The organism is Deinococcus budaensis, from assembly GCF_014201885.1.
Taxonomy (GTDB): domain Bacteria; phylum Deinococcota; class Deinococci; order Deinococcales; family Deinococcaceae; genus Deinococcus; species Deinococcus budaensis.
The window spans coordinates 86,592-101,178 of record NZ_JACHFN010000003.1 but is presented as its reverse complement, the minus strand read 5'-3'; the positions used below and the strand labels follow the sequence as shown (position 1 = coordinate 101,178).

The window sequence follows — 14,587 nt, the reverse complement described above, 5'->3', positions numbered from 1 at the left end:
GCTAATCTAACCGGGCCTTCGGGGCTGTGGCGCAGTTGGGAGCGCGTCTGAATGGCATTCAGAAGGTCAGGGGTTCGAATCCCCTCAGCTCCACCAAAAGCCCCCGCTGAAGCAGCGGGGCAACTTTTTAAGGCGATGTAGCTCAGCTGGTTAGAGCGAACGACTCATAATCGTTAGGTCCCCGGTTCAAGTCCGGGCATCGCCACCAGAGAAAACCCCGTCAAGCGCGGGGTTCTTTCGTTTCTGCCGTGCCTGCCCACCCTTGCGGCTTGCGCCCTCTCACAGGATGCGCCGCACCAGCAGTTCGGAGACGGCTAGACTCGCCAGCAGCAGCAGGCCCGCCAGGGCGGCGAGCAGTCCCGAGACCTCGCGCGGCTGCACGGTCCAGCCCAGCGAGCGGCCCAGGCTGCGGTAGATGGAGCTGAGCTGATCGGCCGAGCGGGCCTCGAAGTAGCGGCCCCCGGTGGTCGTGGCGATCTGCCGCAGGGTCTCGGCGTCGAAGCCGCCCAGGAAGCCGCCCCAGGGCACGCCGCCAGGATCGCCGTTCTCGGTGCCCAGCCCGACGGTGTAGACCTTGACCGCCAGTTGCCGGGCGCGGGCGGCGGCGTCGAGCGGTTCGGAGCCGCTGTTGTTGCGCCCGTCCGAGAGCAGCACGATGGCGGCCTGGGGGCGCTCGCCGCCCGCAGCAGGCGCGTCGGGGCCGCGTTCGGGCAGGGCGTTCAGCCCTTCGAGCAGGCCGTCGCCGATGGCGGTGCGCCGGGCCAGCCCCAGGCCGTCGATGGCCGCCAGCACCCGCTCGTGCCGGGCGGTGGGCGGGGTGTTGAGCACGGCGTACCCGGCAAAGGAGGCCAAGCCCACCCGGGCGCCTTCGGGGAGCGACTTCACGAAGTTGCGCGCCGCCTCCTGCGCGGCCACGAAGCGGCTGGGCGCGATGTCCTCGGCTTCCATCGAGCGCGACACGTCGATGACCAGCATCACGGCGGTGCGGTTGTCGGGGAGCGGCAACGGGGCGGTGGGCCGGGCCAGCGCCAGCAGCGCCAGCGTAAGTGCGCCGAGGTACAGCAGCGCGGGCAGGTGCCGCCGCAGCGGACGTGGGCGGCGGCTGGCCTGCGCGAGCAACGCGAGGTCGGGATGCAGCGCCGCCGTGCGGGCGGGCCGGGGTAAGGCACGCAGGTAGCCCCATACCAGCAGCGGCAACGCCAGCAGGCCCAGCAGCGCCCAGGGCCACAGAAAACTCATGAGGGCACCTCCCCGTGCTGGGGGCGGCTGGGCCAGGGGTTCACGGCACCCTCCGGTGCCAGGCCAGCGCCAGCCCGCCGCCCAGCACCAGCAGCAGCGCCGCCAGCCCGGCCAGCGGGGCGCCCAGCCCCAGGTCGCTGGGTTGCCAGCGGATCGCGGTGCCGAGTTCGCGGTACAGCCCGCGCAGGCGCTCGGCGTCGGGCGGGTACAGGAACTGGCCGCCCGTCAGCGCGGTCAGGCGGGTCAGTTCGCGGGTGTCGAAAGGCACGAACACCAGTTCGCCGCCCACCCGGGTCACCGCGCCGCCCTCGCGCCCCAGGGCAACCGCGTAGAGCTTGACCGCGTGGTCGGAGGCGAAGCGCGCGGCGACCGCCGGGTTCGCCCCCCGGTTCGAGATGCCGTCCGAGAGCAGCAGAATCGCGCCGGGCGGCAGCGTGGCGGGGTCGGGGCGCGGCGTGTTCGCCTGGGGCGCCGCCGGGGGAGGACCGTCGAGCAGTTCGGGCGGCGGCGCGGCCCCGGCGCGCTCGGGCAGGGCGCGCACCCCGCTTACCAGCGCCCCCGCGAAGGAGGTCGCCTGGGCGGGCCTCACCCGCTCCAGCGCGGCGAGCACCTCCTGGCGGTCGGTGGTGGGCGGCACCAGCACCGAGGCATTGTCGGAAAAGGTCAGAAAGCCGATGCGGGTGGAGGTGGGCGCCAGCGCCAGAAACTCGCGGGCCACCGTGCGCGCCGCCTCCAGCCGGGTGGGAAGAACGTCGTCGGCCAGCATCGAGCGCGAGGCGTCCAGCGCGATCATCACCGAGGCCTGGTTGACCGGCAGCCGGGGCTGGGCGACCGGCTGCGCGGCGCCGAACAGCAGCAGCGCCAACGCCCCGAGTTGCAGCGCCAGCGGCAGGCGGCGGCGGCGGCCCCCCCCGGCGGGCAGCACGGCGCCCAGCAGGTGCGGGTCGGCGTAGGCCTGCGCCCGCCGCCCCCGCCGCCGCGCCGCCGACCACAGCAGCCAGCCGGTCAGCGGCAGCAGCGCCAGCAGCCACAGCAGCGCGGGAAAGCCGAAGGTCATGCGCGCCTCCCCCGCCGGGCCGCCGCGAAGCGCAGCAGCGGGCCGACCAGCTCCCGCTCGGTGCCCAGGTCGAGCAGGTCCACCCCTGCGGCCCCCAGCGCTCCGCGCAGCGCCCGGTCACGCCCCGCCACCAGCCGGGCGTGGGCGGCGCGCACCCCCGGGTCGGAGGTGTCCAGCCACAGTTCCTGGCCCGTCTCGGGGTCGCGCAGCCGCAGGCCGCCCACGTCGGGCAGCACCCGCTCGGCGGGGTCCGAGACCCGCACGGCCACCACGTCGTGCCGCTGCGCCAGCCGCCCCAGCGCCCGCGTCCAGCCGCTCCCGCTGCCGGTCCCCTCCAGAAAGTCCGACACCACGAACACCAGCGAGCGGCGCCGCAGCGTGCGGTGGGCGGCGTCCAGGGCTTCTTCCAGGGGGCTGCCTCCGGGCTGGACAGCCGGAGGCCGGAGGGCCGCGCCCTCCCCGCACAGCAGCCGCAGCACGTTCAGGGCCTGAAAGCGCCCGCCGCGCGGCGGCAGCGTGCCCGCCAGCGGCCCGAAGGCGACCGCGCCGACCTTGTCCCCGTGGCGGGTGACCACCAGCGCCGCGACCCCCGCGAAGTCGCGCGCCAGGTCGCGTTTGAGGGTGCGGCGGGTGCCGAAGTTCATGGAGGCGGAGGTGTCGATTAAAAGCCAGGCGGTCAGCTCGCGTTCCTCGCGGTACTGGCGGACGTGCAGGCGGCCCGAGCGGGCGGTCACGTTCCAGTCGATGCGCCGCACCTCGTCGCCCGGCTGGTACTCGCGGACCTCGGCCAGGTCGAGGCTGGGACCGTAGAACAACCCCCGGTAGTCGCCGAAGAGAAACCCGTCGAGCCGCCGCACCACCTTGAACTCCAGCCGCCTCAGCAGCTGCGCGGGCAGCTCGGGGGGACGCGGTGAAGGCGGGGCGTGGACGGCGGGCGCGGGCGGTGGGACCGGCGGCCGGGGGCGGCGCCTAAGCAGGCTCATCGCGGGTCACGCCCGGAGAGGAGGTCCCGTGCGGATCGCCCAGGTGGACGCGCGGCAGCGGCACCGCCGCGATCAGCCGGGCCACCAGCTCCTCCAGCCGGACCTCCTCGGCCAGCCCCTCGTAGGAGAGCAGGATGCGGTGGCGCAGCACCTCGGGAGCGAGGTCGCGCACGTCTTCGGGGAGCGCGAACTCGCGCCCGCGCACGATGGCCAGGGCCTTGGCGCCCACGATCAGGTTCACGCTGGCGCGCGGGCTGGCCCCGTAGGTGACCGCCCGCCCCAGCTCGGGCAGGCCGACGGCCCCGGGGTCGCGGGTGGCCCGCGCCAGCGTCACGGCGTATTCCATCACCGACGGGTGCACATACACCTGGTCGGCCATGCCCTGAAGCGCCCGCAATTCGTCGCCCGAAAGCTGCACGCTGACCCTGGAAAGCGTCTGCGAGACGCGCTCGACCACCGTCATCTCCTCGTGGAAGCCCGGATAGCTCACCACGACCTTGAACATGAAGCGGTCCACCTGCGCTTCGGGGAGGAAATAGGTGCCCTCGGACTCGATGGGGTTCTGGGTCGCCAGCACCAGGAAGGGGTCGGGCAGCCGGAAGGTCTGGAGGCCGATGGTGACCTGCCGCTCCTGCATGGCCTCGAGCAGCGCCGACTGGATCTTGGCGGGGGCGCGGTTGATCTCGTCGGCCAGGATCAGGTTGGCGAACACCGGGCCGAGTTCGACCTCGAAGCTGCCGGTCTTCTGGTTGTAGATGCGGGTGCCGATCAGGTCGGCGGGCACCAGATCGGGCGTGAACTGGATGCGCCGGAAGGTCGCTCCGATGGCGTCGGCGGTCGTGTGGATCGCCAGCGTCTTGGCGAGGCCCGGCACGCCCTCGACCAGCACGTGCCCGCGCGCCAGCAGCGCCACCAGCAGGCGTTCGAGCAAGAGGTCTTGCCCCACGATGACCTTTTTGACCTCGAACAGCAGGGTGCGCAGCCGCGCGGCGGCGTCCATCACGGCCTGCGGCGAGAGCGGGGTGAGAGGCGTCGGGGCCGTCATCAGACCCTCAGGTCCAGCCCCGGCTGGTCAGGCTGGGTGGGCGGCAGGCCGGGCAGGTCCGGGAGACCGGGGCCAGGGCCGAACGGTTCCAGCGGAAACAGTTCGTCGCTGTCGGCGCCCGGCTGGCCGTCCCCGCGCTGGCCCGGGCCGGGCTGCGGCTGCCCCTGTCCGGGTTGTCCTGTCCCCGGCTGGCCGGGTTGCAGGCGGTAGAACTGTCCGTCTCGGTGCAGCAGCACGGTGCACTCTCCTTCCCCCGGCGCCTGGCCGGGGGGCGGCTGGGGGCCAGGCTGCGGGAGGCCCGGCGGCGTTTGCCCCGGCCCCTCGCCGGGACCCGGAACCAGCGGAATCAGTTCGCGCGGATCGCCGGGCAGGGTCGCCGTGAGCGGCTGGGCCGCGGCCTGGCTCACCCGCGCGGCCGCGTCTCCCGGCCCGGGCGGCAGAGTGGCGCGCCCCGCCAGAAAGCCCGCACCCAGCGCCCCCAGCAGCGCTCCCAGCGCCAGCAGGAGAGAGAGGCCCCTCACCGGGCCGCCCCGCAGCAGGGCCAGCTGGGGCAGCGAGGCCAGATGGGGCGAGGTGGAGTAAGCGCCTGGGCCGGACAGTCTGAAACAGTCACGTCAACCCCCCCGAGTGGGTGAAAAGAATGCCTTCACCTTACGCCTCCATTCTGGGAAATACCTAAAGTGCTTGCCCGCCGCCGCCCCGCCCGGGCGGCGGGCGGCTCCGGCCTGAAAGAGTGTTGTCAGAAATGGCTTCCCCCGGACCTCGCGGCCGGGCCGGTTCGCCCCGTGTGGGGGCCGTTGCTGGCGCGCCTGCCGGGGCAGACCCTGTAAGAGTTCTGGTGCGGCCTGCCCTCTAGGCTGGGGCGTGTTCGATGCTGCGGCCGCCGCCCGTTCCCTGACCTCCGAAGAGCGGGCCTGGCGCCGCAAGCTGCTGCTCGCGCTGCCGGTCACGGCGCTGGCGGCGGGGGTGGGCGTGCTGCTGGACTCCGCCGCGCCGCGCACGACCGCCTTTGACCGGGTGAGCTATCCGCTGATCGCCGCGCTGCTGCTGCTGCTGGAAGGCGCGCTGCTGTGGCGGCCCGGCGCGCTGCGCGGGGTCGTGAACACGCTGGTCACGGCGGCGGGGGCCTTTTTCGTGCTGCGGCTGGCTTACCTGCTGCACTTCACCGGGGGCGCGGAGACCCTGCGTGAACTGACCGAAACGTACTGGTGGGTGCCCGCGCTGTACGTCGTGACCTTTCTGATGCCGGGAGGTCCGGACCGGGTCGCCCGGCGGGTCGCCCTCGCCTCGGGAGCGGGCATGGCGGCGGTCAGCGTGGGCTACGTCGCCGCGCACCTGCGCGACCCGGAGTCGGCCGCGCTCAGCGCCGCGCTGCTGCAACTGGGCCTCAGCACCGTCACGCTGCTGGCGCTGATCCGCGCTTTTGCCGCCCGCCTTCAGGAGCAGGCCCGCGAGCAAAAGCGCCTGGCACACACGGACCTGCCCACCGGGCGCCTCAACCGCCGGGGCTGGGCGGCGGCGCTGGAGCGGGCGCTACGCGGCGGACCGGGGCAGGCCCACGCCGTGCTGTTTATCGATCTCGACGGCTTCAAGCGGGTCAACGACGAGCGCGGCCACGAAACCGGGGACGCCCTGCTCAGAGAAGCGGGCGAACGCCTGCACCGCCTGGCCGCCGGGGCCGGGGGCGCCGTCGCGCGGCTGGGGGGCGACGAGTTCGCGCTGTTCTTGCCGGTTCACGGCGCCGCCGACGCGCAGGCCCTGGGCGAACGGGTGTGCGCGGTCCTCCAGGCGTCCTACGATCTGGGGGGCCGCAGCGAACTCGTCACCGCGTCGGTGGGGGTCAGCGTCTCGCCGCACGACGGGGCCGACCCCGAGACCCTGCTGCGCGCCGCCGACCTGGCGATGTACCGCGCCAAACGCACCGGCAAGAACGCCGCGTACCGCTACGCCAGCGCGCTGGGGGAAGCCGAGGCGCGCCGGGCCACGCTGGAGCGCGACGTGCAGCACGCGGCCACGCGCGGCGAACTGACCCTGCACTACCAGCCGCTCTTTGACCTGCGCACCCGGCAGGCGGTCAAGGTCGAGGCCCTGCTGCGCTGGACCCATCCCCAGCTGGGCGAGGTCAGTCCCGCCGAGTTCATTCCGCTGGCCGAGGCGACCGGCCTCATCGTGCCGCTGGGCGAGTGGGTGATGTGCCGCGCCTGCACCGACGCCCGGCACCTGCCCGGCACGCTGGTGGTGGCCGTGAACGTCTCGCCGGTCCAGCTGGAGGACCCCGACTTTCCGCAGACGGTGCGCGCCGTGCTGCGCGACTGCGGCCTGGCGCCCGGGCGGCTGGAACTCGAACTTACCGAGACGGCCCTGATGCGCGACGTGGCGCGCGCGAGCCACACGCTGGGGGAGCTGCGCGCCCTGGGGGTGCGCGTCGCCCTCGACGATTTCGGCACCGGGCACACCTCCCTCTCCTCGCTGCGCGACCTGCCGCTCGACACGGTCAAGATCGACCGCTCCTTTGTGGCGGACCTGCGCGGCGGTCAGGGCCAGCCTTTTACCCAGACGCTGCTGGGCGCGCTGCTCCAGGTGGCCGAAGTGCTGGACCTCGAGGTCGTCGCCGAGGGCCTGGAAGACGACGCCCAGCTGCGCGCGCTGCACGCCCTGGGCTGCCACGTCGGCCAGGGCTACTTGCTGGGGCGCCCGGTGCCGCTGGACCGGTTGCTGAGCACCCCCTGGGACGCACCCGGCGGCGCGTCCCAGGAACGCGCGGCGGAGGTCGCGCTCGCCTGAGCCGCTGAGCCGGAGTGGACCCCACCGGCCCTGAAACGTCCGGGGGAGCGCCCTCTGGGGGGAAAGAAGCGGGAAACCGGGGCCAGCGCGCCCTTTTCTCCTTGTTCCCCGCCCGGGAACGCGGCGCGGGAGCCGGGGCCGGACCTATGCTCGGTCCCATGACGACCCTGATCACCGGGCTGGACCACGTGCAGGTCGAGGCGCCTGCCGGGTGCGAGGCGCAGGCGCGGGCCTTTTTCGGAACCTTTCTGGGGCTGCCGGAGTTGCGCAAGCCGGAAGCCTTACGGGCGCGGGGCGGCGTGTGGTTCGGCCTGCCCGACGGGCGGCAGCTGCACGTGGGCGTGACGCCCGACTTCGTGCCGCGCGAGAAGGGCCATCCGGCGCTGCGCTGCGCCGACCTCGCCGCCTTCGGGGCGCACTGCGAGGCCCAGGGCGTGCCCTACCGCGCCGACGCGGAAGCCGGGGTGCCGCGCGTCTTTCTGCGCGACCCCTTCGGCAACCGGCTGGAGGTCGTGGCGGGAGCGCACCAAAGCGTGCCTGCCGCCGATCTGCGCTGAGCCGGGCCGCCTAGAATGCCCCCCATGACCGACCCCCTGTCGCAGCACCCGGCGCCGCAGCCCCGAGATGCTCAGTCCCGAGACGCCCAACCCCGAGATGCCCAGCCCCGAGACGCCCAGCCCCGCGGCGAGGTGGACCGCGACACGCTGGTGCGCTGGCTGGACGAGTACCTCGGCACGGGCAGCTACGCCGACCTCAGCCTCAACGGCCTCCAGATCGAGGGGACCGGCGTGATCCGGCGGGTGGCGGCCAGCGTGGACACCAGCGTCAAGACCCTGCAAAGCGCCGCTGACAGCGGGGCCGACCTGCTGCTGGTCCACCACGGCCTCTTCTGGGGGCAGCCGCTGGCGCTGCGCGGGCCGCACCGCACCCGCGTCCGCACCGCGCTGATGGCCGACCTCAACCTCTACGCCGCGCACCTGCCGCTCGACGCGCACCCCGAGGTGGGCAACAACGCGATGATCGCCCGCGCGCTGAGCCTGGGGAATCTCCAGCCGTTCGGGGAGGCGGCGGGGCGCCAGATCGGGCTGGCGGGCGAGTTGCCCTTCGCGCAGTCGCTCCAGGACTTCGCCGACCGGGTGCAGAAGCTCACCGGCGAGATCTGCCTGGTCCACGGCGGCGGTATTCCGCAGGTGCAGCGCCTCGGCGTGCTCAGCGGCAGCGGCGCGGGCGCCGTGGCCGAGGCCGCCGCCCTGGGCCTCGACACCCTCTTGACCGGCGAACCCGAGCACAAGCACTTTCACGACGCCTTCGAGTACGGGGTCAACGTGGTCTTTGCCGGGCACTACGAGACCGAGGTCTTCGGGGTCCGCGCCCTGGCCGCCCGGCTGGAAGAGGAGTTCGGCCTGCCCTGGCAGTTCCTGCATCACCCGACCGGGCTGTGACCGGGGCGTCTGGGGCCTGGCCTGTGGCGCCGAGAAGGCGGCTTTCCGCTGCCCGCCCGCAGCCACAGGCGACAGGTGGCGGCGCGGCCGCAGTCCCATGACGCCCCTGTTTCTCACCTTCGAGGGACCCGAGGGCGCGGGCAAGAGCACGCTGCTCGCGCGGCTGGCCTCGCGGCTCGCGGCGCGGGGGGTCGCGCACACGGTCACCCGCGAGCCGGGGGGCACGCCGCTGGGCACCCGGGTGCGCGAGGTGCTGCTCGACCCGGCGCTCCACATTGATCCCCTGCCCGAATTCCTGCTGTACTCGGCCAGCCGCGCCCAGCTGGTGCGCGAGGTGCTGCGTCCGGCGCTCGCCCGGGGCGAGGTCGTGCTGTGCGACCGCTACGCCGACTCCAGCCTGGCCTACCAGGGCGCCGGTCGGGGGCTGGACGCGGGGCTGCTCGCGGCCCTGACCCGCGAGGCGACGGGGGGCCTCACGCCCGACCTCACGGTGCTGCTCGACCTCGACCCCGCCGTGGGGCTGGCGCGGGCGGCGCGGCGCGGCCAGCCCGACCGTCTGGAACAGGCCGACCTGGCCTTTCACGCCCGCGTGCGTGCCGGGTTTCTGGCGCTGGCCGCCCGCGAGCCGGAGCGCTTCTTGGTGCTCGACGCCGCCCGCGAACCGCACGCGCTGGAAGAAGACCTCTGGCGGGTGCTGGAACCCCGGCTGGCGTGAGGGGGCAGAAGGGGGGTGAGGCACAGGGACCCGGCCCCCTCTGCCCCCTGCTGCGTGAAGCTGGCGGCGCTTGTGGACGTGGCGGGCGCCCCCGTAGGCTGCCCTGGTGCAGCCTTCTGACCGTCTGCGGCGGGCGATGCTAGACTCCCGCATGGCCCCGACAATCCGGCGAGTGCCCCTGTGGGCGGCGCTGCTGCCCCTGGTCCTTCCCCTGCCGGGGAGCGCGGCCTTGGCGCAGCAGAAGCCGGGCCAGACGCCTGCCAAGGCGGCGCCCGCTCAAAAGGCACCTGCTCAAAAGGCACCCGCCAAGGCGGCGGTCAGCCCGGCGATCAAGTACCGTGGCCCGGTCACCATCCGCAAGGGCGGCACCTACCGGGGCAACTGGCAGAGCCTCGACCCCAAGGTGCCTGCCGTGACCATCAAGACCTCCGAGCGGGTCATCATCGAGAATTCGAACATCCGCAGCAAGGGGACCCTGATTCTCAGCGCCTTTCAAAAAGCGCGGGTGACGGTGCGGCGCACGCGCGGGGTGGCGCTCAATCCCGGGCGGCCCCTCAAGGAGCACCGCTACCCGGGCCGCTTCCTGCACCTGGAGGAATTCAGCAGCGCGGTCGTCGAGAACAACGAGCTGGTCGGCACCTCGGGCATGTACTTCCGCGACTACCGGGGTGTCCCGGCGCGGGGCGACACGGTCAAGATCCGCCGCAACCGCGCCCGCAACATCGACGGGCGCTACAGCACCGGGCCGAACACCTTCTCGCGCGACAAGGTGCGGCTGGTGCAGTTCGTGCAGTTCAACGGGGTGTTCAAGATTCCGGGAGCCGAGATCGCCTGGAACGAGATCATCAACGAGCCGGGCAAGAGCCGCCCCGAGGAGAACATCAGCATCTACCTCTCGCACGGCACGCCCACCTCCCCGATCCTGATTCACAACAACTACATTCAGGGCGCCTACCCCGCCAATCCCTCCGCCAAGGAATACAGCGGCGGCGGCATGATGCTGGGCGACGGCGGCGCCAAGGACCTCAGCTACGCGGCGGGGCATGTGCGCGCCTACCGCAACGTGATTATCGGCACCTCCAACCAGGGCATCGCCGTCTCGGCGGGCCACGACATCGAGGTCTTCGAAAACCGGGTGATGTCCAGCGGTTACATGCCCGACGCCCGCATCGTGCCCTCGCAGAACGTGGGCATCTACATCTGGGACATGAACGGGGACCGGGGGCGGGGGACGTTCTTCAACAATTCCGCCCGCAACAACCTGGTGGGCTGGAGCACACCCCTGAAGGGCCGCAACGCCACCAACAACTACTGGCTCCCCGACTGCCCCGCCGTGTGGCGGCAGGGCGGCAAGACCTCGCCCGGATGCAGCGGCAACCGCAGCGTGCCCGGCCGCGTCACCCAGACCATGGAGCGCCAGGAGCGGGCCAACTGGCTCGCCCGCGTGAAAAAGGCAGGCCTGAAGATCGGGCTGTAAGGGGCTTTCCCCCCCGGCGGCCCCGCCGCGCCCCTCCCCCCCTCGCCGCCGTCCGCAGAGGCTCAAGCGCGGCCGGTCTGCGGCGGTCTGTGGTCAGCAGGGCTACGGCTGGCGGTTGCCCGCGCCCTTGCCGGCGGTGCCGGGTTCGGCCCGCACGCCCGGCACCCTGACCTCGAACAGGGTGGGCCAGCGCTTGCCGGTCAGCAGCAGGGTGCCGCGCTCGGGCACGTAGGCGATGCCGTTGGGCACGTCGTCGAAGGTCAGGGGGCGCCCGGCGCGGGCGGCGGCGGCGCTGGCCTCCTGCATCAGCGCGCCCACGTCCAGCCAGGCGGTGACCCGGCCCGTGCGGGGGTCGATCCGGGCGACGCGGTCGGTCAGCCAGACGTTGGCGTACACGCTGCCCTGCACGTATTCCAGCTCGTTGAGGTTCTTGACCGGTTGCCCGCCGTCGGTCACGCGCAAGGTGCGGGTCACGGCAAAGGTCTTGGGGTCGCGCCAAAAGAGGCTGCTCGACCCGTCACTCATGATCAGCGAGCGGCCGTCGTGGGTCAGGCCCCAGCCCTCGCCCCGGTAGCGGTAGCGGCCCTCCTCGCGCAGGGTCGCGGCGTCCAGCGCAAAGGCCAGCCCGCTTTGCCAGGTCAGGTGGTAGGCCACGCCCCCCAGCACGGTCACGCCCTCGCCAAACGCCGTGGCCAGGGGCGTGGGCACCTGCGCCTGCACCCGGCCTGTTCTCAGGTCCACCCGCCGCACGCCCGACTCACCCACCTGCCCGGTGCTCTCGATCAGGAGGCCGCCGCCCAGGTATTGCAGCCCCTGGGTAAAGGCCGCGCGGTCGTGCGGGTAGCGGGCCGTGACGCTGGGCCGCAGCACCGGCGTGCCCTGCGGCGCGGCCGCCTGACCGGGCGCTCCTCCGGCGGAACCCGGGGCGAGCAGGGCGGCGGTGAGCAGGGCGGCAGGCAGCAGGCGGGCGCGCATGGGGTCATGGTAGCGGGACGGCGTGAGGGGCGCGGGTTCACGTCACCTTTACCCCCGTCCAGGTGGAGGGCAGGTTTAGTTCCGGCAGGAGGCCCCGGCAAAGGGAGCCAGAAAAGGGGTCCGGCTCCACTGGGGGAAACCGGACCGGGGCAGGCGAGGTGGAGGTCAGTCCACCTGCGCGTTGGGCTTCACGAAGGCGGCCGAGTCGTAGTAGGTGCGGAAGGCCTGCACCTTCTGGCCGTCGTGCTCGATCACGCTGCTGCCCCGGTAGGCGATGTCGTGCCCGCCCGCGAGCTGCCCGGTCGCCTCCCATTCCATCAGGCCGGTGTGCCCGTCGTCGGCGTGGTGGAAAAACTCGCTGTGGATGGTGTCGAAATTCTCCAGGTAGCGCGTCCAGAAGTCCTGCGCCCCGTCCTTGCCGCTCCACTCCTGGGTGGTCAGGTTGCGCAGGGTGCAGCCCTCGGCAAAAAGATCGACCAGCGGCGTGGGGTCGCGGGTGTCCTCGGTGGTCCGCAGGGCCTGCATGAACTGTTCGGTCAGGGTCGCCATGCCCCCCACCTCATCATGTCCGCCGGGCGCTGACGAGTGGGAAAAGCCTCAGAGTTGCCCTCATGAAGCCAGGGTCAAGGCCCGCGCCGCCGTCTCCCGCACCGCTGGGTGGGGGTCGTCCAGCAACGGGCGCACCCGGCTTTCCTCCTCCCAGCGCCCCAGCGCCCAGGCCGCCGCCTCGCGGACCTCCCAGGCGGGGTCCTCGGCGCCGGCCAGCAGAAGGGGCCAGCCCTGGGCGGCGCGGCCCTGCTCGGGGGACAGGTTGCCCAGCACGGTCAGGGCGTTGCGGGCCATGCCCTTGCGGCGGGGACGCAGAAAGGCGGTGCCCGCAAAGCGGCGCTCGAACCCCCGCTCGCTGACGCCGAAAAAGGCCGAGAGGTCCGGGTGCGCCAGTTCCGGGTCGGGCCGGAAGAGCCGGGCGAGCGGCCCTGCCCGCACCGACCACGGGCAGACCTCCGAGCACACGTCGCAGCCGAAGAGCCAGTCGCCCATCCCGGCCCGCAACTCGGGCGCCACCGGCCCCCGGTGCTCGATGGTCAGGTAGCTGATGCAGCGCCGCGCGTCGATCGTGCGGTCGTCCCCGATGGCGCTGGTCGGGCAGGCGGCCACGCAGCGCAGGCAGCGGCCACAGCGGTCGGGGTGGACCGCCGCCGCGCCCCCGAACGGCAGGTCGGTGAGCAGCACCGCCAGCGTCACGAAGGCGCCCAGCCGCGTGCTGACCGTCATGCCCGACTTGCCGCGCCAGCCCAGAAAGCCGCCCGAGGCGAAGAGGCGCTCCATTACGGGGCCGTGGTCCACGTAGCCGCGCGCCCGCACACCCAACCGCGCGGCCTCCGCCTCCAGCCGGGTCAGCACAGGTTGAAGCTGGTCGTGGTAGTCGGGGGTCCAGGCGTAGCGGGCCACCCGGCCGACCCGCACCCCGCCCGGGGGCACGCCGGGGTCCGCGAAGGCGTGCGACACGCCCAGCACCAGGACGCTGCCCGCGCCTTCCAGGCGGCTGGCCGGGTCGGCGCGGGCCGGAAGCTGGCGTTCCAGGTAGCCCATCCCCGCGTGCCGTCCCGCTGCCAGCCACCCGGCGTACTCGTCCACCGCCGGGGCCGGGACCTGCGCGGGCGCCCAGCCCACGGCGTCCGCGCCCAGGGACACGGCGAGGTCAGCGAGGGTCTCGGCGGCGCTCATGGGGGGGAGTATGCCGCGCCGGGGGGTCGGAAAAAGAAACCGGGACGGGGAAGGGGAGACGGAGCCACGGCGCCGCCTCCCCCCTGACCTCCCGCGTTCAGCCCCTGGCGGTCAGGCTCGCTTTCGCCAGCGTCCAGGCGCGCTCGAAGATCTCACGGCGTTCGGGGCGGGCCATCACGCGGGCCAGGCCCTCGGCGAGGCTCATGCGCGGCACGTTGAGTTCGGTCTGGCGGTCCATGCCCGGCCAGCGGCAGTGGGTCCGGGCCAGTTCGCCGCCGTCCCCAGCGCTGAGGGTAAAGCGCACGCCGCCTTCCCCCGCGAGGTCCACCCCGCACAGGTCACCGTTCTCGCGTCCGCAGCGGGCAGGGCGGAAGGTCACGCCGTCCAGGTCCGGCCAGCCCAGCGTGCTCGCCACGAAGCCCGCGAAGAGCCGCGCTGGAAGCTCGTTCCTGCCCGCGTGGCGGACGGTCATGCGGTTCACCCCGGGCAGCTGCCGCGCCGCGTCGGGGCTGTCGAACAGCTGCGCGAGCGCTTCTCTCCAGCCTGCCGTGCGCGACCAGTTCAGGTCGGCCAGGGCGTAGTGCCGCGCGGGTGGGATGTCCAGCGTGAGGCTGTCCGCGATCACCTGATCGGCGATATCGGTGAGTTCGGAGAGCAGCACCCCGGCAGGCTGGGTGTCGGCGCCCCACCACACGTGGTTGACGGTCGCCGGGCGCAGCAGCGGCAGGATCGCCCCCTGAAGCTGCTCGGGGCTGGCGTCCAGCGTCAGGCGCTCGACGTACAGCCCGCCGCGTTGCGGCACCAGGCTGACCTGCACCTGCACGTCGTCGGTGCCGTCCATCACGCCGATAATCTGCCGCCCGGCGTATCTTCCCTCCAGCCCCGAGAGCGCCTCTTCTACCCGCGCCCGGTGGCGCCGCACCGTCAGCGCCACGATGTTGCCGGTGTAGGCCCGCGTTTCCACGTCCGTTTGCGACCACAGCTCGTCCAGCGTGTCCTGCGCCCCCCGCACAGTGCTCTGGACGGGGCCGAGGGGACGCAGGTCAGTGGCGTAGGTCATGGGGCACCTCTGCTTTGCGGCTCTGCGAGTCCCAGGGAGCGGCCAGCGGCCAGCACAGAAGCCCTGGCTGGAGGCTGAACAT

At 73.0% G+C, this 14,587-nt stretch carries 14 protein-coding genes and 2 tRNA genes; 7 read left to right on the top strand and 9 right to left on the bottom strand.

Features of this window, described 5'->3' with window-relative positions:
* Nucleotides 1-20 precede the first annotated feature (20 nt).
* Nucleotides 21-96, top strand: a tRNA-Ala gene (locus HNQ09_RS05385).
* 35 nt (nt 97-131) lie between these two features.
* A tRNA-Met gene (locus tag HNQ09_RS05380) sits at nt 132-208 on the top strand.
* A 71-nt stretch (nt 209-279) separates the two neighbouring features.
* Here the strand turns inward: HNQ09_RS05380 and HNQ09_RS05375 are convergent.
* The 5 genes from HNQ09_RS05375 to HNQ09_RS05355 are packed head-to-tail and all read right to left on the bottom strand — an operon-like array spanning nt 280 to nt 4,845.
* Nucleotides 280-1,239 (bottom strand): VWA domain-containing protein, encoded by a 960-nt coding sequence (locus tag HNQ09_RS05375; RefSeq protein WP_184026502.1) that lies wholly within the window; start codon nt 1,237-1,239, stop codon nt 280-282.
* A gap of 40 nt (nt 1,240-1,279) precedes the next feature.
* Nucleotides 1,280-2,296, bottom strand: coding sequence for a VWA domain-containing protein (locus HNQ09_RS05370; RefSeq protein ID WP_184026499.1), 1,017 nt, complete (start codon nt 2,294-2,296; stop codon nt 1,280-1,282).
* Nucleotides 2,293-3,279 (bottom strand): DUF58 domain-containing protein, encoded by a 987-nt coding sequence (locus HNQ09_RS05365; RefSeq protein WP_184026496.1) that lies wholly within the window; start codon nt 3,277-3,279, stop codon nt 2,293-2,295. Before HNQ09_RS05365 ends, HNQ09_RS05370 begins: the two co-directional genes overlap by 4 nt.
* Entirely contained in the window at nt 3,266-4,324 is a 1,059-nt protein-coding gene (locus tag HNQ09_RS05360) for an AAA family ATPase (protein WP_184026494.1), read from the bottom strand. The genes HNQ09_RS05365 and HNQ09_RS05360 overlap by 14 nt, the downstream gene beginning before the upstream one ends.
* Nucleotides 4,324-4,845, bottom strand: coding sequence for a hypothetical protein (locus HNQ09_RS05355; RefSeq protein ID WP_184026491.1), 522 nt, complete (start codon nt 4,843-4,845; stop codon nt 4,324-4,326). The genes HNQ09_RS05360 and HNQ09_RS05355 overlap by 1 nt, the downstream gene beginning before the upstream one ends.
* A gap of 343 nt (nt 4,846-5,188) precedes the next feature.
* Between HNQ09_RS05355 and HNQ09_RS05350 the strand changes: the two genes are divergently transcribed.
* The 5 genes from HNQ09_RS05350 to HNQ09_RS05330 all read left to right on the top strand — a co-directional run bounded on the left by HNQ09_RS05350 (nt 5,189) and on the right by HNQ09_RS05330 (nt 10,742).
* The gene (locus HNQ09_RS05350; protein ID WP_184026489.1) at nt 5,189-7,108 is read left to right on the top strand and encodes an EAL domain-containing protein; all 1,920 of its coding nucleotides are present in this window, start codon (nt 5,189-5,191) and stop codon (nt 7,106-7,108) included.
* A gap of 158 nt (nt 7,109-7,266) precedes the next feature.
* Entirely contained in the window at nt 7,267-7,665 is a 399-nt protein-coding gene (locus HNQ09_RS05345) for a VOC family protein (protein ID WP_184026486.1), read from the top strand.
* A gap of 24 nt (nt 7,666-7,689) precedes the next feature.
* The gene (locus HNQ09_RS05340; protein ID WP_184026483.1) at nt 7,690-8,550 is read left to right on the top strand and encodes a Nif3-like dinuclear metal center hexameric protein; all 861 of its coding nucleotides are present in this window, start codon (nt 7,690-7,692) and stop codon (nt 8,548-8,550) included.
* 97 nt (nt 8,551-8,647) lie between these two features.
* Nucleotides 8,648-9,265: a dTMP kinase gene (tmk, locus tag HNQ09_RS05335; protein WP_184026469.1), complete on the top strand. Its 618-nt coding sequence runs from the start codon at nt 8,648-8,650 to the stop codon at nt 9,263-9,265.
* 151 nt (nt 9,266-9,416) lie between these two features.
* Nucleotides 9,417-10,742, top strand: a complete 1,326-nt coding sequence (locus HNQ09_RS05330; RefSeq protein WP_246363164.1) for a right-handed parallel beta-helix repeat-containing protein — start codon at nt 9,417-9,419, stop codon at nt 10,740-10,742.
* Nucleotides 10,743-10,844: 102 nt separating this feature from the next.
* Here HNQ09_RS05330 and HNQ09_RS05325 read toward each other — a convergent pair whose 3' ends face one another.
* The 4 genes from HNQ09_RS05325 to HNQ09_RS05310 all read right to left on the bottom strand — a co-directional run bounded on the left by HNQ09_RS05325 (nt 10,845) and on the right by HNQ09_RS05310 (nt 14,505).
* Nucleotides 10,845-11,717, bottom strand: coding sequence for a glutaminyl-peptide cyclotransferase (locus HNQ09_RS05325; RefSeq protein ID WP_184026467.1), 873 nt, complete (start codon nt 11,715-11,717; stop codon nt 10,845-10,847).
* Nucleotides 11,718-11,882: 165 nt separating this feature from the next.
* Nucleotides 11,883-12,266, bottom strand: a complete 384-nt coding sequence (locus HNQ09_RS05320; RefSeq protein ID WP_184026465.1) for a nuclear transport factor 2 family protein — start codon at nt 12,264-12,266, stop codon at nt 11,883-11,885.
* Between the two features lie 60 nt (nt 12,267-12,326).
* The gene (queG, locus tag HNQ09_RS05315) at nt 12,327-13,445 is read right to left on the bottom strand and encodes a tRNA epoxyqueuosine(34) reductase QueG (protein WP_184026463.1); all 1,119 of its coding nucleotides are present in this window, start codon (nt 13,443-13,445) and stop codon (nt 12,327-12,329) included.
* 97 nt (nt 13,446-13,542) lie between these two features.
* Entirely contained in the window at nt 13,543-14,505 is a 963-nt protein-coding gene (locus HNQ09_RS05310) for a glucose-6-phosphate dehydrogenase assembly protein OpcA (RefSeq protein WP_184026460.1), read from the bottom strand.
* Between the last annotated feature and the right edge of the window lie 82 nt (nt 14,506-14,587).